Raw genomic sequence first — 25,335 nt, 5'->3', positions numbered from 1 at the left:
CTTGAAAAAGCCTCATAAATTATCGGTATTTGCCGTTGTCGTACTCCTCTGCTTACAAGTATTAGCCGGGTGTTCACCCAAATCCGGAAGTAGTGGAGCGCCCGCATCCTCCAACCAGACAAACCCTTCGGCGGCTTCTGCCCCTACGTCCGGAGGAACGATCACCGTAGGGATGGGAGCGGATATTACACAGCTTGATGCCTATAAATCCGGAGTAGCGTCGGACAGGATTCCTTTGTTTCATATGCAGGAGACGCTTGTGGCAGTAGATGATGATTCCAACTTCGTGCCCATGTTGGCCGGCAAATGGGAAGTGCTGGATAACGGAGCGACTTACCGCTTCTATCTAAGAAAAGGTGTGAAGTTTCACAATGGTAAAGAAATGACCGCTGAAGACATTGAGTATAGTCTGAAACGGTATATGCAAGTATCGCCGCGAAAAGGAGAGTTTCCGATTAAAGATTTTGTGACGGAGGATCCCTATACGATCAAGCTTGTGCTTGATAAACCGAGCGGTGGATTTTTAGCGGCGCTGGCAAATCCTTTTTATCCTGCCGTGATCATGCCTAAGGGAATGGTGGAGGAGCAGGGCGGAACGGTTAAGAACCCCATTGGAACTGGACCTTATCAATTCGTAGAATGGGTTCCCGGACAAAGCATGACAATGAAAAAGTTCCCTGATTATTCTCCGGTTGACGGAAACTTGAGTGGTCTGGGAGGCAAAAAGATCGCTTACGCTGATCGGATTGTACTGCGAATCATGACTGACCCTGCGGTAAGGATCAATGCATTGCAATCGGGTGAAGTTAACTTTATAACCGACGTCGCAGCCAACCAATTCAAAGGCTTTGAAAATAACAATAAAATTCAAACTTATAATGTGCCTTCTCTTTCCTGGGGAATGATTGAGTTCGGCGCCAAGAAACCGCCATTTAACAACGTCCTGATGAGACAGGCTGCCGCTTACGCGATCAACACGAAGGAAATTACCAATGTGGCGTTCTACGGGTTAGCAAAAGAAGCGACTTCACCGGTTAGCCCTCTATTGAAGAATTGGTTTACAGATGTACATAAAACTCCTAATGAGTACAATCCGGAAAAAGCGAAGGAATTGCTCAAACAGGCCGGATACAATGGCGAGAAAATCGTGATATCCGCATCTAAAGCGTATCAACATCATGAACGTTCTGCGGTAACGCTGCAACAGGAATTAAAAGCGGTAGGCATGAATGTAGAAATCGAATGGTTGGATTGGCCGACATGGCTCAGCACAAGAAGGAACACGGGGGATTTCAACATTTTGATTACTCACAATACACCAAGACCCGACCCGACCTCCGTATACCGCACCGAATTGTATGGAAAATCCAATGTGAACGGTTTTAATTTCCCGGAGATTGACTCCTTGTTGGATAAGGCAGCGACTTCCATTGATCAACAAGAAAGAGTAAACCTTGTCGGACAAATTCAGAAGCTCGTTTCTGATCAAAAACCGTTTATTTCCACATATGCTTTGCCCGGATTGGAAGCTTCCCAAGGAATAGACGGGTATAAAGGCTGGTCGTACAATTATCCGAGATTTTGGAATGTATGGCTCAAAAATAAACAGTAACGTCGACTCCATTTTCAAGGGGGCGCCACCCGCACCCCTTGAAAAATATGACCGGAATTCTATAAGCAGGAAATGGAGGGGCGCTTGTGTATAATTACATGATAAAAAGGTCATTAAACCTGGTTGTTATTTTGTTAATTCTTTCAATCGTCGTTTTTTTATACATTCATCTAATTCCCGGCGATCCGGCCGCCGTCATGCTGGGTAGCGAGTCGAATCCCAAGGCTTTGCAAGAGTTGCGGCAGCAGCTCGGTTTGAACGATCCTCTGTACGTGCAGTATTTTTCATGGATTAAACAAGTGTTTCAAGGAAATATCGGTATGTCCCTTCATAGTCACATGCCTGTAGCGGAGCTGATACTTCAGAGGCTTCCAGTAACGCTGACTTTGTCGGTCGCAGCATTTGCCATTTCCATCATGATCGGCATTCCGCTTGGCATTGTCTCCGCAGTTAGGAGTAATACTTTCACCGATTATGTTGTTACGATCCTGTCGTTAATCGGATTGTCCATTCCGGAATTTTGGGCCGGCCTTTTATTGGTTATGCTTTTTTCCGTGAAGCTCAATTTACTTCCTTTTGCCGGATATTCCATAGACATGAATATTATGCAAAATATTCAGTATTTTATTATTCCGGCCTTTGCAATGGGATTAATTCAATCGGCGATTGTAAGCAGAATGACGCGTTCAAGCTTTTTGGACGTGCTAGATCAAGATTATATCAGGACGGCTAGGGCAAAAGGTTTAAAGCAGTCTGTCATCATATTAAAGCATGTCTTGAAAAACTCTATGTTGCCGATTATCACCGTACTAGGGATTAATTTCGGCATTCTGCTTGGAGGAACGGTTGTCATCGAGATTGTATGCAATTTGCCGGGGCTCGGTTCTTTAACTGTCTCATCCATCATGAATCGAGACTATCCGGTTATTCAAGGGATTCTCATGTATATCGCATTTATTTACCTCCTTGTGAATTTTATCGTGGATATCTTATATGGCTTGCTCGATCCTAGAATTCATTATTCATAAGGGGACGATTCAATGTACGCTCTATTTATGAAAAGGTTATTTAATAGGAGAACGGCTGTCCTTGGATTGATTATTTGCCTTCTTTTGTTACTAGCGGCCTTGCTGGCTCCCGTTATTGCTCCATTTGATCCGATCAAAGACAACGATTATATGAATGCTTCGTCTCAGCCGTCAGGGCTTCACTTTTTGGGAACAGACGATTACGGACGGGATATTTTTAGCAGAGTGGTTTATGGTGCGCGGATCACGGTGATTACCGCTTTATTTTCAGTGGCCATTGCGGCGACGATTGGTACCGTACTGGGAGTAATCAGCGGGTATTTTGGCAAAACGGTCGATTCCGTGATCATGAGGACCATGGATGCGCTGATGTCTTTCCCTACCATTATTCTAGCAATCGGCGTTATGGCGTTGTTAGGGCCCGGACTAAGCAATGTAATTTTAGCTGTAGGCATCACATACATTCCAAGATTTGCAAGACTTGTAAGAGGTATGGTTCTTAGTCTGAAGGAAAGCGAATATGTACAGGCCATTCGTGTTTTGGGCGGAAGCGATACCCGAATCATGTTCTCGCATATTCTTCCCAACTGCATTTCCGTGTTAATTGTCCAATCGACTGTATATTTCGCTTATGCGATTTTAGCTGAAACCTCCTTAAGCTTTATCGGTTTGGGCGCTCCGCCTCCGGAGCCGAGCTGGGGGAACATGCTCTATGATTCGAGAACGCATATGACGGATGCGCCGTGGATGTCGATATTTCCGGGATTGGCTATTGCGGTGACCATCCTGGGAATCAATTTGTTGGGAGACGGTCTTCGTGATGTTTTGGATCCTAAACAAAAAGGGAGGTAACCAGGCGTGGAACTGTTAAGGGTCGATAACCTGGAGGTTCAAATTCAAACAGAACGCGGAGTCATTACTCCCGTAGCTAATGTCAGTTTCTCGGTAAATGCAGGGGAAACGATTGGAATCGTCGGGGAAAGCGGCAGTGGAAAAAGTGTGACCGCATTGACCATTTTGCAGTTGATGGATCGCAGTATTAGCCGAGTTTCAAAAGGTCAAATCCTTTTTCAAGGGAATGATTTATCAAAGTATACCGAGAAAGACATGAGAAAAATCAGAGGCGACCGGATTTCGATGATATTCCAAGAGCCCATGACTTCGCTTAACCCCGTTTTCACTATTGGTTATCAAATTATGGAGCCGTTAATTGAACACCAAAAGCTATCAAAGAAACAAGCTGAGCAAAAAGCGATTGCCTTGCTGAAAGAAGTTCGTATTCCGGAGCCGGAGAAACGGTTGGTACAATACCCCCACCAGCTATCGGGTGGTATGAGACAACGTATCATGATTGCCGTTTCATTGGCTTGCTCCCCGGCCCTATTGATCGCGGATGAGCCGACTACCGCTTTGGACGTTACCGTACAGGCGCAAATACTCGAGCTTATTAAGGAATTATCCAAGACGAACGGGATGAGTGTGATGCTCATCACTCATGATCTGGGGGTTGTCGCAGAAGTTTGCGACAAGGTCATTGTCATGTACGCGGGACAAATCGTAGAATCCGCGTACGTAAATGAAATTTTCAATACTCCGCAGCATCCTTATACGAGAGCGCTGCTAAAATGTATTCCTACCTTGGATACGGATGATGAAGAGTTGTTCGTCATAGAAGGAAATGTGCCATCTCCAAAAAATATGCCTAAGGGTTGTAGGTTTCAAGACCGTTGTCCCCATAAAACTCGAGAGTGCGAAATGGAAAATATCGAATTGAAGGAAATCGCTCCGAACCATTATGTTCGTTGCGTTCATTCACAACCATTGCAATTGAGGGGAGCGAACCAGTAATGAAGCGGCCCTTGCTGGAAGTAAAGGATTTAAAAAAGCATTTCCCTCTAAGCGGCGGAATGTTGCAAGGAGCGAAAAATTACGTAAAAGCTGTTGATGGCATCGATTTGGAGATTTTCGAGGGAGAAACATTCAGCTTGGTTGGAGAATCAGGTTGCGGCAAGAGCACTTTGGGAAGAACGATTATTCGGCTGATGGAACCCACCGAAGGGGAAATTAAATTCGGGGGCCAAGCAATCAACAGTCTGACGAAAAAGCAATTGCTGCCTTTTAGAAAAGATATGCAGCTTATTTTTCAAGATCCATATGCTTCACTAAATCCTAGGAAGCGTATAGGGGAAACTCTGAGAGAGCCGTTTCAAATTCATCAACTGTACAGCACCCGAGAGCAGAAGGAAAAAATTTATGAGCTCCTGCGCCATGTCGGGTTAAATGAAGATGCCTATACAAGGTTCCCGCATGAGTTTTCCGGCGGACAGCGGCAACGCATTGTTATTGCCAGGGCACTGGCGCTTTCTCCCAAATTCATTGTTTGCGATGAAGCGGTATCCGCTTTGGACGTTTCCATTCAATCGCAAATCATCAATCTGTTAAAGAAGCTTCAGAATGAATATAACATTACCTATTTGTTTATTTCCCACAATCTCAATGTCGTCAAGTATATCAGTGATCGAGTAGCCGTAATGTATCTCGGCAAAATTGTGGAGAGCGCACCTAAGGGCGAGCTGTTCAAAAATCCTCTGCATCCATATACACAAGCATTAATTTCCGCCATTCCTCTTCCCAATCCGGAAAAGGAAAGAAGCAGAGAGAGAATTATATTGGAGGGTGATGTACCCAGTCCTGTCAATCCGCCCAAAGGCTGCAGATTCCATACAAGGTGTCCGATGGTGAAACCGGTATGTAAAGAAGTAGAGCCAACTATGATTGAAATGGAAAATTCGCATAAAATTGCCTGTCATCTTTATAATTAACTGATTAATGGAGATGAGTATGATGAAACTGAGAGATAGAGTGGCGGTAATTACCGGCGCAGGATCCGGGATTGGCAGAAGCACTGCTCATTTGTTTGCCGAACAAGGGGCGAAGGTTGTAATTGCTGATCTTAAACTGGAGGCAGCTCAAGAAACTTGCGAGATGATTCGTAAGTCAGGAGGAGAATGTTTCCCTGTCCAAGTTAATGTCAGCAAAGCAGATGAAGTTCAAAGGATGTATGAAGAAACTCTCAGGCAATTTGGCAAGCTGGATATCGTCTATAATAATGCGGGTGTTCCCTTAAGTCCGCATAACATTGAAGATATTACGGAAGAAATATTTGATCATATCTTTAATGTCAATGTAAAGGGAGTGATCTGGGGCTGTAAGTATGCTGTCCCTATTTTTAAAATGCAAAAAAGCGGGGGTGTTATTATTAACACAGCATCGATTTCCGCTTCTCGCCCCAGAGCTGGACAAAATGTATATGCAGCCTCCAAAAGCGCTGTCGTTACCCTTACCAAATCGTTAGCTATGGAGTTGGCCGACTATCAAATTCGTGTAGTAGCCATCAATCCGGTAGCAGTCAATACACCCATGTTAAAAGGATTCATTGGAGAACGTGATGAACAGGAAGCAAAGAAGATGTATATTTCATCCATTCCCCTTGGCAGATTGGCAGAACCGAAAGATATCGCCAATGCCGCTTTATATTTAGCTTCAGATGATGCTTCTCTGGTAACCGGATCGATTTTGGATGTCGATGGCGGACGGGGAATTTGAACCATAGGAGGAGAAACGAATGTACGAGTTGGTGCTCAGAAATGGCCTAATTGTCGATGGAACCGGAAGCGAGTCTTTTATTGGGGACATTGCTCTCGATGGAGAACTGATTGTTGAAATTGGACAAATTACAGAACGTGGCCGAACGGAAATCGATACAACCGGTCTAGTTATTTGCCCCGGATTCATAGACTCGCATACGCATTCGGACCTGGCCTTGCTGCATCATCCTGAATCGCTGCCCAAAATTTCGCAAGGGGTAACGACAGAAATTCTTGGGAACTGCGGTTTTTCGGTGGCTCCTATTTTCAAAAATGATGGGGTTCAAACCTACAAGTCCTATTCCGCTCCCGTTCTGGGATTTCCGGATGTTAGTTGGGATTGGGAATCGTATTCGGAATATCTTGATAAGGTTGCGCAAGCGAAGCCTGCTGTAAATTTTGCTTCTTTGATCGGGCATGGCACCATACGCAGCGCCATCATGGGATTTGAAAATCGAAAGCCGACAAGCCAAGAATTAAATCACATGAAAGCTATTTTGGAGCAAGCGATGAAGCAAGGGGCTTTAGGGTTGTCAACAGGTCTTGTTTACGCTCCGGGCGCGTATTCTGACGAAGATGAAATCATTGAACTCGCCCGTGTTATTGCCAAATACAATGGGGTATACGCTACCCATTTGAGAAATCAAGCGGACGGTTTGGTTGAATCCGTAAAGGAAGCTATCAAAATTGGCAAGGAAACGGGGGTATCCGTTCATATTTCCCATCATAAAACGGTCGGAAAACAAAATTTCGGTTTGGTAAACGAAACCTTGACGCTTCTCGATCAGCTAATGAAAGATGGTGTCTGGACAAGCTCGGACATGTATCCCTATCTTGCCGGCAATACCACCTTGGCTGCCTTGCTTCCCTCCTGGTTGTTGGAGGGGGGAGTGAAGGAGATGTTGGTGCGACTGTCTAATCCGATGTTAAAGCAAAAAGCGGCGGAAGATATCGAGTCGGGGATTCCCGGCTGGGAAAATCGAATGAAGGCAATCGGTTATGAAAACGTCATTCTAAATGCTTTTAGAACAAACGAAAACAAGAAATATCAAGGTATGAGATTGACTGAGATCGCGCATTTGAGAGGTGAACCGGTTCTTGAGTGCGCTTTTCACTTACTTCTTGAGGAGGGTGGAGAGATCGGGGTTATTTTAATGAATTCGACAGAGGAAGACCTTATCGCTGTTCTTCAACATTCCCGTTCCGTTGTCGGTTCCGACGGAATTTACAGCGGTGATACGGCTCATCCACGATTATACGGAACTTTCCCACGCATTGTTAAACGTTACGTGCATGAATCAAAAATTTATTCTTTAGAAGAAGGCATTCACAGAATGACGGGACTTACAGCGCAAATATTCAGGCTTGATCAAATCGGATTCCTGAAGCCCGGACTTCGTGCGGATGTTGTTGTTTTTGATCCCGCTACCATTGAGGATTGTGCTACTTACGAGCACCCGCAATCGTTTGCAAAGGGAATTCAATATGTGATTGTAGGCGGCAAAGAAGTGTTAAAGGATGGAAAAGTGACAGGGATTCGAAACGGAAAAGCTTTGTTTCGTAAACAAGTGTGACATAGAACTTAACCGATTAGGAGTTGGAGTACTTGGCTGATATTATATGCTTATCGACGGATGATATAAAGAATCTGCTTACTTTTGATATGGTTATGGAGGCGGTTAAACATGCCTACACGGCGAACTCCTCAAAGGAAGGTCTTACATTTCCGATCGTCAGAGAAAAACTTTCCGAGAACGCCGTTTTCGGAGTCAAATCAGGGTATTTACCCGCCAAAGACACTCTTGGTTTAAAGGCCGCCGGTTTCTGGACAAATAATCGAATTATGAATGAGGAGGCACATCAGGCCACTATCGTTTTAATCGATCCGAATACTGGAAAACCAACGGCTTTCTTGGATGGCAACTATATAACAACCATTCGTACAGGGGCGGCAGGCGCTGTTGCCGCAGATCTATTTGCTTCGAAACAAGCAAGGAAGCTTGCCGTGATTGGGACGGGAATACAAGGTATGATTCAAACAGAAGGGCTTCTCTTCGTTCGGCCGGGTATCACTGAGGTCCGGTGTTTAGGTCATTCCGGGAAATCGTTGCCTAATTATATAGATCGTTTTAAAGACAAGGTCAATTTACAAGTGTGTTCAACGGTAGAGGAAACTATTTTGGATGCAGATATCATCGTGACATCTACACCGGCTACATCATCTTTTGTCTTTACGGAGTACGTAAAACCCGGTTGTCATATCAATGCAATGGGAGCCGATACGAAAGGAAAATCGGAACTGGATAAATCTGTTCTGCAACTTGCAGAAATATTTGTTGACGATGAGCATCAGTCTCGAACGATCGGTGAGCTGCAAGGTTTGGAGGATTGCCAAGTTACCGAAATTGGAAATGTTTTATTAGGAAAGCACACGGGACGGCAGCTTGAAACCTCCGTTACCGTTTTTGACTCGACCGGGATTGCCTTACAGGATATTACGACAGCAACTCTTGCCATCCAGATGGCAAAAGAACAAGGTGTGGGTACTGTTTTGCACTGGTAAAAATTCATGCGGCAATTCATAGAGGAGATGGCGTATGTATATTCATGAACTGGATACCCCGGCAGTGGTCATTGATCAGGCAAAAGCGGGGGAAAATCTGATAAAAATGCAATCGTTGGCTGACCGGCGCGGTGTTGCCCTGCGCCCGCATATCAAAACGCATAAGAGCGTGTACTGGGCCAAACGGCAAATTGCTCTCGGAGCTGTTGGCATCACTGTCGCCAAATTAAGCGAAGCAGAAACGATGGCCCGGCATGGCATTCAAAATATTTATATAGCTTATCCGTTGGTAGGAAAGGTGAAAATCGCCCGATTGCAAAAGTTGCTGGAAACCTCAACAGGCTATTTTCGTTTTACGGTAGACAGCGAATGTGCCGTCGATGCGCTAGCGGAGGCGGTCACCGTCAATGATCGAACTCTCGATTTCATGATTGAAGTGGATACCGGAATGAATCGGTGCGGGGTTATATCACCCGAAGCCGCCGTGAAGCTCGCGGAGTATTCGCGGCAGTATTCCAAGCTTAACTTGGTCGGAATTATGACACATGCCGGCCACGCTCATAATACAACAGACGAAACCGTGATACGGGACATTTCGCATAGGGAGACGCGCAGCATGATCGAAACGGCGGATGCGTTGAAAGCTGCAGGATTCGGAATTTCGGTCATTAGCGCCGGGTCTACCATAACTAGCGAAGATGCGCTTCAAGTTCCAGGACTAACTGAAATTCGGTCGGGAACTTATATTTTTAATGATCTTCGAACCGAAGAACTTCACAAATGCCAAGTATCTGACATTGCCGCTACAATCATTGCAACGGTTGTCAGCCGTCCCAGTCCGGACCGGCTTGTGATTGACGCCGGCTCAAAAACACTGACCCCGACCCGCGATGAACGTTACGGATATGGGCTTGTACCTGAATTTCCGGATCTTCGTATCGTGAGATTATCCGAAGAACATGGCGTTTGCGAAGTCTCGCCGACGAACTCGCTGAAGGTAGGCGACAGGATCGAAATTTTGCCTGTCCATGTGTGCGTCGTTATGAACATGTGCCGGGAGACTTATTTGTGTGATGGAGATCGGGTGCTTCAAAGCATACCGGTTGAAGCGCACCTTTGCAATAAATGACCGTGAAAAATCCAAAAAATGGGAATAATGGAAGACTCCTTCTGATAAAATAAGGTGAAGCGCTCAATTGAGTGCTTCACCTTGTTTTACCGATTCAGAACGTTTAAATTCATTAAAGCGCTATGCTTATTTTAAAAACGAACTGTTGCCTCCCTGAGTTTTTTCAATCAGAGCATAAAATTTTTCTATATCCTTTTGTATATGAAGTTTCATCTCTTTCACGGCATTAACTTCATCTCTTGCTACAATCATTCGATAAACCGCTTCGTGTTCATCGATAAAATCATCTTCTCTAAAATAGGCATGATGACCGCTGTTCCGCATAAACAAAACTTTGGACCGAATCGTATTCAAAACGTTAATTAATTCTTTATTGCGGGAAGCGTGAATAATTTTATCGTGAAACAAGGTGTTCCATTGAATAATCTCCGACCGGTTATTGGCGGCTATAGCTTTTCTCGTTTGTTGGAGTATGCTTGAAAGTTCCTCTGACTCTTCATCCGTAATATGTTTGGCGGCAAGTCCGGACGCGAGGGATTCCAAGCTTTCCCTACACTGGTAAAGATCCACCAAGTCTTGAAACGTTGGTTTATAAACGCATAAATGGCCGTTAATTTGAACTAACAAACCTTCCTGCACAAGAATGCGAATGGCTTCTCTGACAGGTCCGCGGCTAACTCCCAGTATTTCGGCTAATTTGATTTCTTTTATTTTTTCGCCTGGTTGATATTGGCCCTCGAGTATAGCTTTTTTTATGATGTTATATGCTTGCACATGCAGATTTTCCGATTTCAAGATTTGCATAAAACATACCTCCATAAATCCGTATAAGCCTCTGGAAATTCATAATTCCGCATCGGCTTTGAAATGAAGATTGGCTCCGATGCAATTCCCATTTGTCCCATTGTACGTAAAATGGTCTGCTGAGGCAAGTGGTGAAAAACGATTTCCCGCCAACATAATAATCGCCCTCGAGATAACCGAAAAGTCGTTCTGGAGGGATTCATTACTTCCGCCTGGGCGGCGGCCACTTTCATACTCTCGGTGATGCGTGATGCGCGGCAGTCAAGTACGCCGCGGAATAACTTTGGCCGAATGATACTTTTTCTTTGTCCATTTCCAGCCGCAACACAATGCTCGTACTTGCATCACTCGTTACTGTTTATTTCTTGCAATCCCATTCTATTCTATTTTACATGCATCATTTTTTTATATTAATTGCCGCTTGTTATTTTCGTGCCTTTAGTTTCGCGAATAGCTAACGTGAGACATGTTGCAAGCAGGAAGGACAAAGATGAGAGGGTAATCGTCATGGTAAATCCGATAATCGGAATCAACTTGGGAACAAAGAAAATTCCCGCAATTGCGCCGACACGCCCGAAGTTAAAGCAAAATCCGACCGCAGTTGCACGTATACTTGTCGGAAACAGCTCCGAGAACCAGCTGCCGAATCCGCTGTTATACCCCAAAAAGAATCCGAGAAACGCAGAGCAGATACCTAATATGAAAATGTTGCTCGTAGAGTTCATATCTAACACGCCATTTGTTAAAGGCATATGGCTAACTGTATAGGTAAAGATAGGGATAATAATCGTCATACCCACCAAAAATAAAACGAAAGAAAGCTTTCTGCCGATCTTGTCCGCAAGAACGCCGTAAACAAGGTATCCTATGACAGACCCGATTCCGAACCATATCAGGAATACGGGAGCCTGGTCGATTCTTACGTGCAAAATATTTTGCAGGTATGTCGGGATAAACGTGCTCATGATCCAATACCCCAACAGGGTAAAAACCGCAACGGACAGAGTCAACAAAGTGACTTTGATATAGGCGGGTTTAAATATTTCACCCAACGAGGCTCCCTTTTTTTGACTGATAAATTCAAGGTTAGCCAGCCATACCGGAGATTCTTTTACAAACAAGGCTACGTATACGAAAACAAAAAGGGCGGGGATGCTTGAATATATGAACAGATTTCTCCAAGTTTCCGGATCTTTCGGATCCAATATCGCCCATGCGAAAATTGCCGCTAACAGGCCGCCTCCCGACCAACCGGTTTGCATGAAAGCAATCGCTTTCGCGCGGCCCTCCGGCTTCCACACTTCCGAAACCAAGGCCGCAGCGGCCGACCATAATCCACCGACGGCAACGCCGACTATAAACCTGTAAAGGTTAAGCTCCAGAAGACTGTGCGAAAATCCGCATAATAAAGTGCCTACGCCATAAATGAAAACGCTTATTAAAATGGTCTTCTTTCTGCCGATTCGGTCCGAAATGTTTCCAAGAAAATAACCGCCAATTCCCGTAGCCAACAGGAACCAAGAAGCGGTGGATACGACGTCAGCCAAACCAACTTTAAAGGAATGGGCAATCGACAATAAAACAAATCCAAAAATGCTTGCGTCAAGCGCGTCAAAAAGCCAGCTGGCCCACGAACCTATCAGCTTTAAATAGGCATTCCCCGGATTCTTGGCTGCAATCTTAGTGCTCGTTGTCATTAAGAAGTCCCCCTCAATAAAATCGCTTTCATTTTTATGCCCCATTTCTGTTTTCTGTTAACAGTTTACGTTATACTGTTAACAATCTGTGCTTAATAATAACTCAAATGAGTTAATTTATCAATATTGGAATTACAGGCTCAACTAAGCGTCATGCAGCTCCAGAGAAGATAAGTCTTTTAATTGACAGAAAAAACACCTTTCGTTCGGTAAAAAGGAAATTGTCGAGATTCCCATTCCAAACAGAAAGGTGCATAGCTTCACTCGTCCATAAAGTAGTCTTTACTTATTCGACAGTTGATGGGTAAATATCCATTCCATAATCAAGCTTGTATAAATTTCAGTCTGAAGGGAATATCTAACTAGTATGGATATTATATGAACCGTCGGTGGGATCAGCCGAGAAGGTTAAGGAATTTAATTTTCAGGCGGGAAGGGCGGCGAATCCGGTTTGAAAGGAACGGATCAAATCAAAATATCCGGTTTGCAGACGGCGTTTTTGCTCGTGTATACCATTATGCCTACAGCGATTCTCTTTGTTCCGGGGATCACCTCCAAGTACAGCAAAAACGACGCTTGGATTTCCACCATTCTCGCGGGATGCATGGGCTTTGGAGTCGCTTATTTGGCGTCCATATTAACCCGAAAATATCCGAGCGAAACCGTCGTGCAGTTCAGTGAGAAAATTCTCGGAAAATGGTTTGGAAAAGCCATGGGGCTTATCTATGCGCTGTATTTTCTTTATGTGGGTTATTTTGTGCAGCGTGAATTCAGCGACTTCATGATTACTTTTGTCCTGCCGAAAACGCCGATAGAGGTAGTGATTGCCACCTTTACGCTTCTCTCGGCCTATGGGCTGTATCTGGGTCTCGAGGTATTGGGCAGGTCTAACAGCGTAGTTGCTTGGATCGGGTTTTCTGCGCTCTTTTTTGTCATCGCTTTTATCACAAAGGATATGAAATTAGAGAATCTGCAGCCCATCCTGCAAAAAACTACGTGGAGTGAAGTATTCATGGGAGCCTTGGCGCCGGGCAGTTGGATGAGCGAGTGCGCAATTATTATGATGTTTGCGCCCTACATGGATAAACCCGAAAAATCGTTGAAAATGAATTTTTTGGCCATGACCATCTTAACTCTTATTTTGACGTTGGTCGTCGTGAGCGGAATTGGCGTTCTCGGTCCTGAACTTCTAGGCCGTTTGAACTTTCCATTCTTTAATCTCGTTAAATACGTGGAGCCTGCCGAATTTTTGGAGCGGATTGACCCGATCTTTATTACTATTTGGATTACAGGAATGGTTATGAAATTCAGCATTTATTATTTTACGGGGGTACTCGGGATCGCGCAGAGCTTTAAGCTCAAATCCTATCGGCCGCTGGTGCTGCCGACGGGACTCCTGCTGACCGCCCTATCCCTTAGCTCCTGGGAGAACATCATAGAACTCAAAGAATTCTCCAGGATGGTATTTCCTCCTTCCGTCCTTTTTGTGACGGTTGGTTGCACATTCCTGTTGGCACTGGGCGAGTGGTTCCGTCGGCTCCTAAAAAAAGAAAACAGGGGATGAGCTATGAAGTTCTTCTTCATTCTGTTGATCATCATCTTCGTCATGATGAAAGAAATTCCCCAAATGATTCGGGGAAGGAATTATAAAGAGCTCATTATATATTCCATCCTCCTCCTCCTGGGAACCACATATGTAATCGATCTGGTTTACCATCTTCATTTGCCCAATCCGACCAAAGGGATTACTTCCATCTTTAGACCTTTCACGATTTGGTTAGAGCATCGGTTGTTGTAGCCTCTCTTCCTTACTCTTCAATGATTGGTGTTTCACCCGGCGACGTCAACGACCGCTCGTTCATTCCAATCCGGCGAACCTTGACTTCCCCATTAACCACGACTTTCAATTCGGGAAACCCTTGATTATCCCAGTTTGTCTTCATCCGTTTCCAATCATTCGGATAAGTACGGTCAATGACTTTTCCGAATCCGATCACATCGGCGCGGTAACGGTGTTGGAGCAGGTGTAATGTAGATTCGATTCGTTTGTTCAAATCGTCCGATAACAGACGCTCCGCCACTTTGATATTTTCTAGTTTTGAAAGATCCAATGTACTATTGTTTTCCAAAATGTCATCCTCAGACTGAGCGGTTACATAAATTACAATTTGTCCCCCTTTTTTTTTGGCTTCAATTCTCACTTTGGACCGTATCACTCCAGCACTGAGGAGACCATGGCTGCGCGGTACACGGACCGTAATCTTCGCCTCTTGGGCTTCCCCCCGCAGCCAGATGAGTCCGCGAGCATGGGCGTCATCCATCCAGCCGATCAGTTTGTCTTGATGAAAAATACCGGCGCCGCCGAGCCTGAACGTGTTCTTTGGGCTCTCATCCTGCTTTACGTTTTCAATGGCCGGGAGCACTAACGATTGTTCGGTAGCCAGCGCTTGAAGCACCGTCTTCATATCAATCTTTAGAGAGACTCCCGATTTTACAAGCTCGCGCAGGGCTTCAGCCGGCTCCTTCTCAAGAGGGTAGGGCGTGTGCAAAATATTCGTGGCCGTGTTTCCCTTAGCGACAAGGACGAAGGTTCTCATTCTGGATTGTGGGTCGCGTCCATAAAAGTCGAAAATCTGTCTGAGTCCCCTTCGGGCCAATTCCTCACCGATGATAACAACGCGCCGCTGCGCTACAAACACTTTCCGCGACAGCTTTTGCTGAAAAGTTTCTGTGGTATCCGTAAGATTGCCCCCAACTGCTGTTTCGAGCATAAAGGGTTGGCCGCCACCGCCGCCGCCACCGCCGCCACCGCCGCCGCCGCCACCGCCAGTCTGGGGCTGTACAAAGCCCGACGGCAGGGCTAACTGAAAGGTTCCTTTGACTTTCCCGTCTGGCATGGCATCTATTCCGCTAGCAAGCGTGATCGCTAAGTCATTGATTTCCGTTCGATCCCAACAACCCGCCGTCGTCAACGAGAGAACTCCAATGAGTAAGCTTAACAACCATCGGCTCGGCACGTTTTCATTCCTTTCTGGTTAACCCTCTCTTTATTTTCCTTGCTTCGATCCTGGTTTCTGGCCCGGCGGCACGCGCTTTAGGTTCTTGGATGAAACGAATTGCGGACGCAAAATCATTTTGTACCAAGGCGCGCGTATGACGACGTCCTTTAATTCGTCCGGAATAAGCGGAGCTACGGGAGAGAAATAAGGGAGTCCGAACGAACGAAGACTGGTAATATGAAATAAAATGGTCATGCAAGCAAGCGCTACTCCATATAGGCCGAATGTGCCCGCAAGCAATATAATAGGGAAACGGAGCAAGCGTATCGCAAATCCGAAATTGTACCGAGGTATCGTGAACGACGCGATACCCGTCAGCGCTACAATAATGACCATCGGCGCCGATACGATGCCGGCCGATACGGCGGCTTCTCCTATCACCAATACGCCGACAATGCTAAGCGTTTGGCCTATGGGCTTGGGTAAGCGAAGGCCCGCTTCCCGCAGCGCTTCAAACGTAACTTCCATCATCAGCGCTTCAATCAACGCAGGAAACGGGCTTCTTTCCCTTGCGGCCGTAATGGTCAACAATAAACTGGTCGGAATCATTTCCTGATGATATGTGGTAATCGCCACATATAAGGAGGGAAAAAACAGCGCGATAATCAGGTAAAGATAACGAAGCCAACGGATCAAGGAGGCGACTAAAAAGCGTTCATAGTAATCTTCACTAGTCTGCATGGCCGACCAGAAGGAGACTGGGACAATCAGCGTATTCGGAGTGCCGTCGACCAGAATCGCCACCCTTCCTTCCAATAGTTGACCAGCGACCACATCTGGACGTTCCGTATTGATGATTTGCGGGAAAGGGGATGACGGACTATCCTCTATAAATTCCTCAATGTATGCGGATTCCAAGATACCGTCAACTTGAATGCGGCCGACTCTCTTCCGGACCTCTTCCACAATCGATTCTCTGGCTACTCCCTCAATATAGGCAATCACCACTTCGGTTTGAGACAGTTCACCGATGGTGAAGATTTCCGTTTTTAAACGTGGAGTTTGCAGCCTTCTCCGTATCATACTAATATTAGTCAGAATATTTTCGATAAAGCCTTCTCTTGGTCCGCGAACGACGGGTTCGGAGGCAGGTTCTTCTATGCCGCGTTTTTCCCATCCAACTATGCCCGCGAGCAGAGCCTTGTTGTCTCCATCTCCCAGAATGGCGACATTCCCGCTCAAAACTTGCTTTACTATGTCTCCTACATTCTTAGTTACTTTCGTACGCCCGACAGCAATTAACTGTTCTTCCAGCACCTTACCGAATTCATCCATATGCTTCGGCATTCCATGAAAGATGATGGGTCTTAAGAACACTTCGTCCAAATGTTTGTAGTCCATCAGACCGCTAACATATACGATCAGAATCTGAATGTCACCTTGGAGGCGAAAGGAATGAAACACCACATCATAACAGTTTTGAAAGATCCTTCGCAGCATTTGTTCATTTTGCCCGAGATCCGTTGTCAATTCTTCATTGGGTTCATTTGCCGGCACCATAGCAGCGAGCTTTTTCTGAAATGCAGGTGGATTTTGTTTTTTTGGCAGAAACCGAAACATGCAAAAACCTCCAAAATTGGGACTGAATTTATCTTTCCAATTTCGGAGGAATCCAATTCAATGACAGCTACAAAAGCAGATTTTGCCGTAGAAACTGCAGCTCTTTTGTCACAAAGTCGGGGATATACTCATGACCGAAAAACCGGTAAACACATATTTCCTTTTCCGTTTGCAGATGATTGTACACGGCAAACACGGTCGACGGCGGTGTAATCGTATCGATTAATCCTATGGACATAAGCACCGGACATTTAACCCAAGGCGCAAAGTTCATCACATCGTAGTATGTAAGTGTATTCATCGACGGTTCTTCCGCATAGGGATCATGGCGTAAGTACTCATTCAGTTCTAAATAATATCCGGTTTGCGCCATATTGATGGCGCGGGGGAAATCACTAAGATACGGATACTCCGCAACGACGACTTTCGGAATATTTGTCAAGGCAGCGGAAACCAACCCCAATGCGGCGCCTTGACTACCGCCGACAACGCCGATACGGCTGGCGTCCACTTCCTTGCGCCCGGCCAATATTTCAACCGCGCGAACGGCATCCATATAAACACCGCGATAATAATACGTCTCCTTGTGCAGAATGCCTTGGCTCATCCATCCTTGCGCGTGACCACTAGGTGATATACTGTTGTCCTCGCTTCTCACTTGGGCGCGTACATACATGCCAAGAACACAATACCCGTGCAATGCCATATTGACGACATCGTGTATATCGCCGGTAAAGTCATAAAAATTGTACTTATGGTGCATCACGATCCCCGGATGAGGTCCAGGACGATCAGGCACGGCATACCAACATCGAATACGGGCCCCGTTATATCCCCGGTAAGACAGATCATATACCCGTACTCCTTCAACAGGATAATATACCGGTCGAATTTCGATTTCGTAAGGTTCCTGATCCATGTAAGCTTTGGTCATTATCCAAAATTCGGCGAAATCAGCCTGACGGGTCAATAGCGGCCGGTAGATTCGCAGCTCATCTAACGGCATATCATACGGTTGAACCATAAGTTTCATCCCCTTGATCTTTTCTCCAACGCCTCTGTTGGGATTGCTCCTTATTGTATTTTATTAGATACGATATACGTCCTATTCAACTTATCGAAAAAAAGCAGTCATCATAGAAAAATCTGCGATAACTGCTTTACATTCCGGCCATTCGCAGTGAAACCCGAATGTTTTTTCTCCGTGTTGGTAGACATACAAGACGATTTGCCCGAAGAATTCTTCTCGGATTCGACGGATGAATATTACCAGGCGGGTAATGTTTGCATCAGATCTAGAACGAAAAAGTATGAAAAAACTTCAAACTTATTCTGTTGCGAGAAGGGCGATATAATGAAAACGCAATCAGAAAACGCTAACAATGTTAGAGGAGGCTGTTTTGAGTGAGAATCATATACCTCGATATCGATTCGCTGCGGCCGGACCATATGGGCTGCTACGGGTACGAAAGAAATACGACACCCCATATTGACCGGATAGCCGCAGAAGGGGCGCGGTTCGAATCCTGTTATTGCGCTTCGTCGCCGTGCGTACCGTCGCGGGCCAGCTTTATGTCCGGGCGATTCGGCGTCAATCACGGTGCACTCACCCATTGGGGGCCCGGCTGCGAATTCGATTATCCGGATGGAGACGGACACAGTGAAACCGTGCCTTTCTTCACCAGATATTTGCGCAATGCGGGCTACAAAACGGTCACGTTCTCTTCGTTTGGAGATCGACACCATGCCTGGTGGTACTTTGCCGGCTGGAACGAAGTGCACACGCATTCGCTTAAGGAAGGCAACGAAAATGCTGACGAAGTGAATGCTGCGATCATCCCGTGGTTGCGATCTTACGGCAAAGAGGATAATTATTTTCTTCATATCCAGTATTGGGACCCGCACACGATGTACACATATCCGCAAGAATATGCCGACCAGTGGAGTGGTGCTCCGCTCAAGGCGTTTCCCGACGAGGAGACGGTTCGAAAACATCAGAAGGATAGTTTCCCGCGTTCCGCGACTTTCCTGCAGACGGCAAGCCGGATTCCGGTAACGATGCCGGAACAGATCCGGAACCGAGGCGATGTTGCCCATCTGATCAACGGATATGACGGCGGCATTAGCTATATGGACAAGGCTATCGGCGAGATTCTGCAAACTTTGGAAGAGCTCGGCATTCGGGACGAGGTCTGCTTTATCATTAGCGCGGATCACGCCGAATCGATGGGAGAACACGGGATTTACATGGAGCACGCCAATGCGACCGAATCTGTACATCACATCCCGCTCATTATCAAGGCACCGGGCGTAACCAAACCCGGACAAGTTATAGACGGATTCGTTTACAATGTAGATGTCATCGCCACGATTACCGACATGGTCGGTCTTCCTGTTCCCTCCGGTTGGGACGGAGCCTCGTTCTTGCCGGCATTGAAATCAGAACAGTGGGAAGGCCGGGAATATCTCGTTATGGATCATGCGCTTTACGTTTGCCAACGCGCGGTGCGTGACAGCAAATGGTACTTTGTCCGCACTTACCATACCGGACTTTACGATTTTCCGGAAATTTCTCTGTTTGATATGGAGAACGATCCATATCAAACGAATAATGTCGCGCATTTACATCCGAATGTCGTCAAAGAAATGGATCACCGCTTGAGCGAGTGGATGCAGATAAACGTATACAAAGTCGGACACAAAGTCGATCCGCTGCAAAAAGTGATTGAAACCGGTCCATGGAAATACGTCACAGTCAGCGATTGGGTGCAGCGGCTGCGGCGGGAAGGCTGGTACGAAGCGGCGAACCGGCTGGAAGCGCAGTATGGCGGTTCCGCTTTGAAATCGGCTTACGGCGCCTAGAACTTTTTAGAGCAAGGAGGAGCTTCCGATGACTCAAGCAGCTATATCTAAGCCGAAAAGAAAGGCAATCCAAGCACCCTCACGGAAACAAATTCATCCTAATGTCATGGTGCTGATTTCGCTCATCGCGGGACTGCTGTTCTGGCAATTAATATCGATGATACCTTCGGTAGGATCTATTCTCTCCAATCCATGGACAATTATGAAGGCGTTCGTGACCGAACTGGCAAGCGGCCGGCTAGGAGCAAACATTGGCGCAAGTATTTTCAGAGTGCTGTGCGGATTTTTGCTGGGTCTTCTCGTCGCCATTCCGGTCGCTTTTCTAATGGCATGGTACCGCATGCTGCGCGGGTTGATCGAACCGTGGATTCAATTTTTCCGCACGGTGCCGCCGATTGCGCTGATTCCTCTCGTCATTGTGGCGGAAGGCGTAGGGGAGGGGGCCAAAATATTGGTCATTTTCGTAGCGACATTTTTGGTAATGGTCATTTCCATTTATCAGGGCGTGCGCAATGTCGATCCGACCCTGATTAAAGCGGCCCGGGTGCTCGGCGCGACGGATAAGGACATATTTTTGGAAGTCGTCGTTCCCGCCGCGTTCCCGTATATTTTGGTCGGTATTCGTCTCGGCCTCGCCAGCGCTTGGACGACGCTCGTTGCGGCGGAACTCACAGGAGCTTCCAAAGGCTTGGGAAACATGATTATGGAAGCAGGGCTTTATTTCCGAATGGATATCATCATATTGGGAATCGTCGTCATCGGAATTATCGGCTTTGCGATGGATAAAGGCGTACTCTATCTGGAACGGAGGCTGACAGGATGGCAGGAATTGCGGAAATCTTGATTCCGGCTGCAACGGGCGTACCCAAAATTCAAATTTCCAATTTGCAAAAAGTGTACGCCGGCCGGCAAGGGGACGTTATCGCTCTGAACAATGTAGATCTGGCTATCGAGCCCAATGAATTCGTGTGCGTCGTCGGACCGAGCGGCTGCGGCAAATCGACGCTGCTGAACATTATTGCCGGTTTGGAGGATGCGACTTCCGGCACCGTTCAAGTCGACGGTCGGGACGTCATCGGACCAGGCAAAGAAAGAGGCGTCGTGTTCCAGCAATATGCCTTATTCCCTTGGAAGACCGTGCTTCAGAACGTTGAATTCGGATTGAAGCTGAAGGGGATGAATAAAAGGGAGCGTCGCGAGAAGGCGGAGTTTTATCTGGAGCTCGTCGGTCTTAAGGATTTTGCGCAAGCGTTTCCCAAAGAGTTGTCAGGCGGCATGAAGCAGCGCGTTGCCATTGCCAGAGCGTACGCCGTCCAGCCCGAGGTGCTGCTAATGGACGAGCCGTTCGGCGCGCTCGATGCGCAAACGCGGGCGCAGCTGCAAGAAGAATTGCTCGCTACCTGGCAGAAAGAGAAGAAAACATGCTTCTTTATAACTCACGACGTGGAGGAAGCGGTTATTCTTGCCCAAAAAGTCGTTATCATGAGCGCCCGACCGGGACGAGTCAAAGAAATCGTCCAAGTCGACATTCCTTATCCGCGCAACCAGGAGACGAAGCTTTCGGAACGTTTTTCGCAAATTAAAAACGAAATATGGGCGAAAGTGTATAAGGAATACCTGGAAGTCAAAAAATAAAGGAAACGAGGGGTAACGATGTTAAAAAAAACAAAAGCTGCAAAAAAGTGGTTCATAGCTACGGCGGTTTTATCATCCATGCTGCTTTTGTTAAGCGCTTGCGGAGGAGCGGGAAGCGCAGGTGGCTCAAGCAATGCCGCCGCACCGGGCCAAAGCAAACCAGCAGGATCTGCAGCGCCGAAGGATTTGCCGAAAATTAACGTCGCGTATATGCCTGATATGCACGGGTCGACGCCGATCGTGCTGGGCGAAGAGAAGGGATACTTTAAAGAGGCTGGGATTCAAGTCAACGCGGTCAAATTTTTGAGCGGCCCTCCGGAATTGCAGGCAATGGCGTCGGGCGACATTGACATCGCTTATATCGGACCTGGGGCGACATTCCTCGCTGCGCAAGGAAAAGGAACGATCGTGGCGATCGACAGCCTGAACACCGGCGATATGGTATTTGCCACACAAAAATCCGGCATTAAGGATTGGAAAGATTTGAAAGGCAAAACGGTGGGCGTTCCCAAGGGAACGTCGGGTGAAATGATTTTGAATCTTGGCCTTGAAAAAGGCGGTTTGAAGCCTTCGGACGTCAATATCCTGAACATGGACGTAGCAGGCGCCGTATCTGCGTTCGTTTCCGGTAAAGTCGATGCGGTAGCGATCTGGGCGCCGTACACGGCAGAGATTGAAAAGCAAGTAGGCGCGGATAAAATCGTCAAGCTGGGAGACAATAAAACGTTCTTCCCGGACTATGTGTTCCCGCAAAGCTGGGTTGCCAGTCCGAAATTCCTGAAGGAGAAACCGGAGCTCGTACAAAAATTCGTTCAAGCTTGGACCAAAGCCAACGATTACCGGATTAAGCATATCGACGAGGCTGTTCAATTGACGTCCAAGTTCACGCAAGTACCGGAAGATTCGCTGAAAATTCAGGTAGGAACGACGCAATGGCTCGACAACGGCGAACAAGCAAATAAATTCAGCGACGGCACGGTGAATAAATGGTTTGAAAGTCTGGAAAAGCTGTTCGTACAGAACGGCAGCCTTCAGAGCGTAGTTCCAGCCGATAAATTTGTCAATAAAGACGTGTTTCAGAAAGCGGTCAAACAGTAATAAAACGTAAGGGGAAGCACTCAGCTTCCCCTTTTAATTGTATGAAACAAATGCGTGATATGCAGTTCCCGGATCAGCTTGATCACTTCTTTCGTCCGGGCTTTTCCGAATTTTTTAAGAATGACGTTTATTTGCGATTTGATGGTGGATATTTCTACACTGCGAGCCTCCGCTATTTGCGCGATTTTTTGATCCCGAAGCAGCAAATCGATGATTTCCACCTCGGTTGGCGTTAGCTGCGACAAAATCGCCATAATATCGAACATTTTGCTTTGATTGCGGCGAATGCGCGTAAATTCATTGCGGATTTTATAGGCGATTTCCGGGCGGATTGGAGCGTTGCCGTGCTGTGCGCTGCGAATGCTTTTCACAATTTCACTTTCAGACGCCGTTTTCAGAACATAATCGACCGCACCGACATCAAACGCGTTAAAGACAGTCTCGTCGTCCTCGTGAACGGTCAGAAAAACGATGCGGATGTGCGGCAGCTCCTCCATGATTTTTTTGGCAGCATTGATGCCGTCGTGCTTAACTTCCATTTCGATGTCCATCATGATCACATCGGGGTTTTGGGCTTTGGCCAGCTTATAAGCTTCCGTTCCGCTCGATGCTTGCCCTACCACCAGCAGATCTGGTTCGCGGTCGATTAACTCAATAAAATGTTCCCGCAGGACTTGCATATCTTCAGCAACGACCACGCGTATTGTTTCATTCAATGGTATCTCGTCCTTTCTTAGCGAGGGGTTATCGCTCCAAATGCAAATAAATCGGGATCAACACCTGAAAGACGCTGCCGATACCCGGCGTACTTGTCACATGAATGTGTCCAAAATGCCCATGAACGATCTGTTTCACATAAGAAAGCCCGACACCCCAGTTTTTATTTGTATTTTTATTGGTAAAGAACGGGTCGAAAATGATATCCAGATGCTCCGCCTTAATGCCAGGGCCATTGTCTTTAATAGTGACGATTAACCAATTGGCCTCAGTATACATGCGCACAGTCACCTGGCCCGCATTGTCTTTACCGATTGCTTCAAAGGCATTAATAATGATGTTGGCGAGCGCTTCAATTAAATGAGCTTCATCCGCTAATATCATCGGATTCGCGGGAGTCTTTACTACGAGCAAATTGATGTTTTCGGGTATCTGCAGCTTTTCTAGTGTTTTATTCAACATGTCGTGGGCTTGCAAAGGTTTTAATTGCAAATAAGTTGTTTTGAACGAATTATAGAGTTGGTCAAGACGCTGCAGAGTATCGCCTACGATGACAGACATTTTTTCCATGTTCTTCGCCATCTCGGCAGGAGAAGCGGAAACGTCAGAGGTTGCGGCAATGCTGCGTGTTTTGTTGACAAGCAGCTGCAACATGAGTAGTTGGTTTTTGATCGCATGTGTAAACACTTTCGTACCCATATTGGCTGTATTTAGCTTTCGTTCCAAATGCAGATCGGGCTTACCCAGTTTTTTTTCAACTTCTGTATATCTCCAAATGAAAACAATGCTGGTTAAGGAGAGGAGTCCAGTAATGATGATACTGAAATACCATTCAGTTACCGTAAGCGGCGGATTGTAGTTGGTAAAGTCGGAGTATAGCACATAATAGGTGCGAATATCCGTCACTTGCAGCGGCCCGAGAAAGCCGAGATAGAAATAAAATAAAGTGAGAGCAAACACGCCGAGCAAAATGTACTTGACTTGCTTTTTTAACCATGGAACCGTAATCCGGCGGTAGCGCCAAAGCATAAGCACGATGGACACCAGAGCTGAAACAATCAGCCATCCCCGGGTCATCCAACCGATCGTATAAGTCCATTGCGGATCGATGTATCCGAGCGACCACCTATACACGATCGGATCGTAAAAAATAATGTTGAAGAGCGGCAAAATGGTATTGAGCAAATATAATTTCCAGATTTGACGAATCGGCCGGTAATAAAACAAAGTGATGGAAAGCCCGATTAGGCTGTAAATAAACAAAGAACGGCCAACCGTAATCAGACGGCTGATTGTATCGATCGAAATCGGCGCATAAAGCAGCAAGTTGCGAATGGAATCGCTTAAAAACAATACCGTGTTGATTTGAAAATAAAACCCACCGTATTTAGCTATGAACAAGACGAGTCCCGACATGCTCAAAAACCAACCGAACAAGACTAATCCTGTCCAGTAGGCGGACGGGTGTTTGGCCTTCATAATAAACAAAGCGATCGATGCCGCCATCAGAATTAACAGTAAGATCGTCATAGGAGTATTATCCTCATCCTCCGTACATTTTCTTCATTAATTATATAGTAATTCTTATTTTCTTACGAATCTCGACATGCGCGTTTAAAAATGAACTTTATCCCAATCCGGCGAATTCCGCATCTCGTCGGCTTCTCAGCTCCACTATCGTGCAAAATGGAAAATACCATTCCGGTTTTTGAAAGTTACTATCATATAATCGAATATTATTGCTCTATTGTTGAAATTGATAATCGAAATACTGAATACTTTATTCCAAAATGAAGCAAAGTGAGATATAATCAGAATAGCTGATGAAGAGTCTGTGTCATGATCCCGATCATCCAGTTTGAGGTTTCCACACACCATTGCAATTTTGCTTTCCGGATTAGTAAGTGTCGTTTTCTTTCATTGA

22 protein-coding genes are annotated in these 25,335 nt (G+C 46.2%); 15 read left to right on the top strand and 7 right to left on the bottom strand.

Going from position 1 to position 25,335, the window contains the following annotated elements; genetic code table 11:
• Positions 1–172: 172 nt before the first annotated feature.
• The 9 genes from O9H85_RS03545 (at position 173) to O9H85_RS03505 (ending at position 9,979) form a co-directional block, all read left to right on the top strand.
• Entirely contained in the window at positions 173–1,612 is a 1,440-nt protein-coding gene (locus O9H85_RS03545; protein WP_269879920.1) for an ABC transporter substrate-binding protein, read from the top strand.
• Positions 1,613–1,698: 86 nt separating this feature from the next.
• Positions 1,699–2,640, top strand: a complete 942-nt coding sequence (locus O9H85_RS03540) for an ABC transporter permease (RefSeq protein WP_269879919.1) — start codon at positions 1,699–1,701, stop codon at positions 2,638–2,640.
• A gap of 12 nt (positions 2,641–2,652) precedes the next feature.
• Positions 2,653–3,492, top strand: a complete 840-nt coding sequence (locus O9H85_RS03535; RefSeq protein ID WP_269879918.1) for an ABC transporter permease — start codon at positions 2,653–2,655, stop codon at positions 3,490–3,492.
• A 6-nt stretch (positions 3,493–3,498) separates the two neighbouring features.
• Positions 3,499–4,488, top strand: a complete 990-nt coding sequence (locus tag O9H85_RS03530; protein ID WP_269879917.1) for an ABC transporter ATP-binding protein — start codon at positions 3,499–3,501, stop codon at positions 4,486–4,488.
• Positions 4,488–5,462, top strand: coding sequence for an ABC transporter ATP-binding protein (locus tag O9H85_RS03525; RefSeq protein WP_269879916.1), 975 nt, complete (start codon positions 4,488–4,490; stop codon positions 5,460–5,462). Before O9H85_RS03530 ends, O9H85_RS03525 begins: the two co-directional genes overlap by 1 nt.
• Positions 5,463–5,484: 22 nt before the next feature.
• On the top strand, positions 5,485–6,246 hold the full coding sequence (locus O9H85_RS03520; protein WP_269879915.1) for an SDR family NAD(P)-dependent oxidoreductase: 762 nt from the start codon (positions 5,485–5,487) through the stop codon (positions 6,244–6,246).
• Positions 6,247–6,265: 19 nt separating this feature from the next.
• On the top strand, positions 6,266–7,861 hold the full coding sequence (locus O9H85_RS03515; protein ID WP_269879914.1) for an N-acyl-D-amino-acid deacylase family protein: 1,596 nt from the start codon (positions 6,266–6,268) through the stop codon (positions 7,859–7,861).
• A 32-nt stretch (positions 7,862–7,893) separates the two neighbouring features.
• Positions 7,894–8,850 carry an ornithine cyclodeaminase family protein gene (locus O9H85_RS03510; RefSeq protein WP_269879913.1) on the top strand — a complete coding sequence of 319 codons (957 nt, stop codon included), beginning with the start codon at positions 7,894–7,896 and terminating at the stop codon, positions 8,848–8,850.
• Between the two features lie 34 nt (positions 8,851–8,884).
• Entirely contained in the window at positions 8,885–9,979 is a 1,095-nt protein-coding gene (locus O9H85_RS03505) for an alanine racemase (RefSeq protein WP_269879912.1), read from the top strand.
• A gap of 126 nt (positions 9,980–10,105) precedes the next feature.
• Here O9H85_RS03505 and O9H85_RS03500 read toward each other — a convergent pair whose 3' ends face one another.
• Both O9H85_RS03500 and O9H85_RS03495 read right to left on the bottom strand, forming a co-directional pair.
• On the bottom strand, positions 10,106–10,783 hold the full coding sequence (locus O9H85_RS03500) for a GntR family transcriptional regulator (protein WP_269879911.1): 678 nt from the start codon (positions 10,781–10,783) through the stop codon (positions 10,106–10,108).
• 410 nt (positions 10,784–11,193) lie between these two features.
• Positions 11,194–12,525 (bottom strand): MFS transporter, encoded by a 1,332-nt coding sequence (locus O9H85_RS03495; RefSeq protein WP_269879910.1) that lies wholly within the window; start codon positions 12,523–12,525, stop codon positions 11,194–11,196.
• A 406-nt stretch (positions 12,526–12,931) separates the two neighbouring features.
• On the opposite strand from O9H85_RS03495, the gene O9H85_RS03490 reads away from it, so the two are divergent.
• Both O9H85_RS03490 and O9H85_RS03485 read left to right on the top strand, forming a co-directional pair.
• Positions 12,932–14,044, top strand: coding sequence for a GerAB/ArcD/ProY family transporter (locus O9H85_RS03490; protein ID WP_333474155.1), 1,113 nt, complete (start codon positions 12,932–12,934; stop codon positions 14,042–14,044).
• A 3-nt stretch (positions 14,045–14,047) separates the two neighbouring features.
• On the top strand, positions 14,048–14,278 hold the full coding sequence (locus tag O9H85_RS03485) for a hypothetical protein (RefSeq protein ID WP_269879908.1): 231 nt from the start codon (positions 14,048–14,050) through the stop codon (positions 14,276–14,278).
• Between the two features lie 10 nt (positions 14,279–14,288).
• On the opposite strand, the gene O9H85_RS03480 is transcribed toward O9H85_RS03485, so the two are convergent.
• The 3 genes from O9H85_RS03480 to O9H85_RS03470 form a co-directional block, all read right to left on the bottom strand.
• Entirely contained in the window at positions 14,289–15,497 is a 1,209-nt protein-coding gene (locus O9H85_RS03480) for a Ger(x)C family spore germination protein (RefSeq protein WP_269879907.1), read from the bottom strand.
• A 30-nt stretch (positions 15,498–15,527) separates the two neighbouring features.
• Positions 15,528–17,099 carry a spore germination protein gene (locus tag O9H85_RS03475; RefSeq protein ID WP_269879906.1) on the bottom strand — a complete coding sequence of 524 codons (1,572 nt, stop codon included), beginning with the start codon at positions 17,097–17,099 and terminating at the stop codon, positions 15,528–15,530.
• Positions 17,100–17,166: 67 nt separating this feature from the next.
• Positions 17,167–18,123, bottom strand: a complete 957-nt coding sequence (locus tag O9H85_RS03470) for an acetylxylan esterase (protein ID WP_269879905.1) — start codon at positions 18,121–18,123, stop codon at positions 17,167–17,169.
• Between the two features lie 380 nt (positions 18,124–18,503).
• On the opposite strand from O9H85_RS03470, the gene O9H85_RS03465 reads away from it, so the two are divergent.
• From O9H85_RS03465 to O9H85_RS03450, 4 genes are read left to right on the top strand one after another with little or no spacing between them, the layout of a single operon-like run.
• The gene (locus tag O9H85_RS03465; protein WP_269879904.1) at positions 18,504–19,961 is read left to right on the top strand and encodes a sulfatase family protein; all 1,458 of its coding nucleotides are present in this window, start codon (positions 18,504–18,506) and stop codon (positions 19,959–19,961) included.
• Positions 19,962–19,989: 28 nt separating this feature from the next.
• Positions 19,990–20,805 carry an ABC transporter permease gene (locus O9H85_RS03460; RefSeq protein ID WP_269879903.1) on the top strand — a complete coding sequence of 272 codons (816 nt, stop codon included), beginning with the start codon at positions 19,990–19,992 and terminating at the stop codon, positions 20,803–20,805.
• Positions 20,781–21,596, top strand: a complete 816-nt coding sequence (locus tag O9H85_RS03455; RefSeq protein WP_269879902.1) for an ABC transporter ATP-binding protein — start codon at positions 20,781–20,783, stop codon at positions 21,594–21,596. The genes O9H85_RS03460 and O9H85_RS03455 overlap by 25 nt, the downstream gene beginning before the upstream one ends.
• 18 nt (positions 21,597–21,614) lie before the next feature.
• Entirely contained in the window at positions 21,615–22,694 is a 1,080-nt protein-coding gene (locus tag O9H85_RS03450; RefSeq protein WP_269879901.1) for an aliphatic sulfonate ABC transporter substrate-binding protein, read from the top strand.
• A gap of 20 nt (positions 22,695–22,714) precedes the next feature.
• On the opposite strand, the gene O9H85_RS03445 is transcribed toward O9H85_RS03450, so the two are convergent.
• Together O9H85_RS03445 and O9H85_RS03440 are read right to left on the bottom strand one after the other, a co-directional pair.
• A complete protein-coding gene (locus O9H85_RS03445) occupies positions 22,715–23,410 on the bottom strand; it encodes a response regulator transcription factor (RefSeq protein WP_269879900.1) in 696 nt (231 codons plus the stop codon).
• A gap of 28 nt (positions 23,411–23,438) precedes the next feature.
• The gene (locus O9H85_RS03440; RefSeq protein WP_269879899.1) at positions 23,439–24,941 is read right to left on the bottom strand and encodes a sensor histidine kinase; all 1,503 of its coding nucleotides are present in this window, start codon (positions 24,939–24,941) and stop codon (positions 23,439–23,441) included.
• Between the last annotated feature and the right edge of the window lie 394 nt (positions 24,942–25,335).

The sequence above is a fragment of the Paenibacillus gyeongsangnamensis genome (assembly GCF_027533625.1).
Taxonomy (GTDB): Bacteria; Bacillota; Bacilli; order Paenibacillales; family NBRC-103111; genus Paenibacillus_G; species Paenibacillus_G gyeongsangnamensis.
This window is presented reverse-complemented; position numbering and strand designations above follow the sequence as displayed.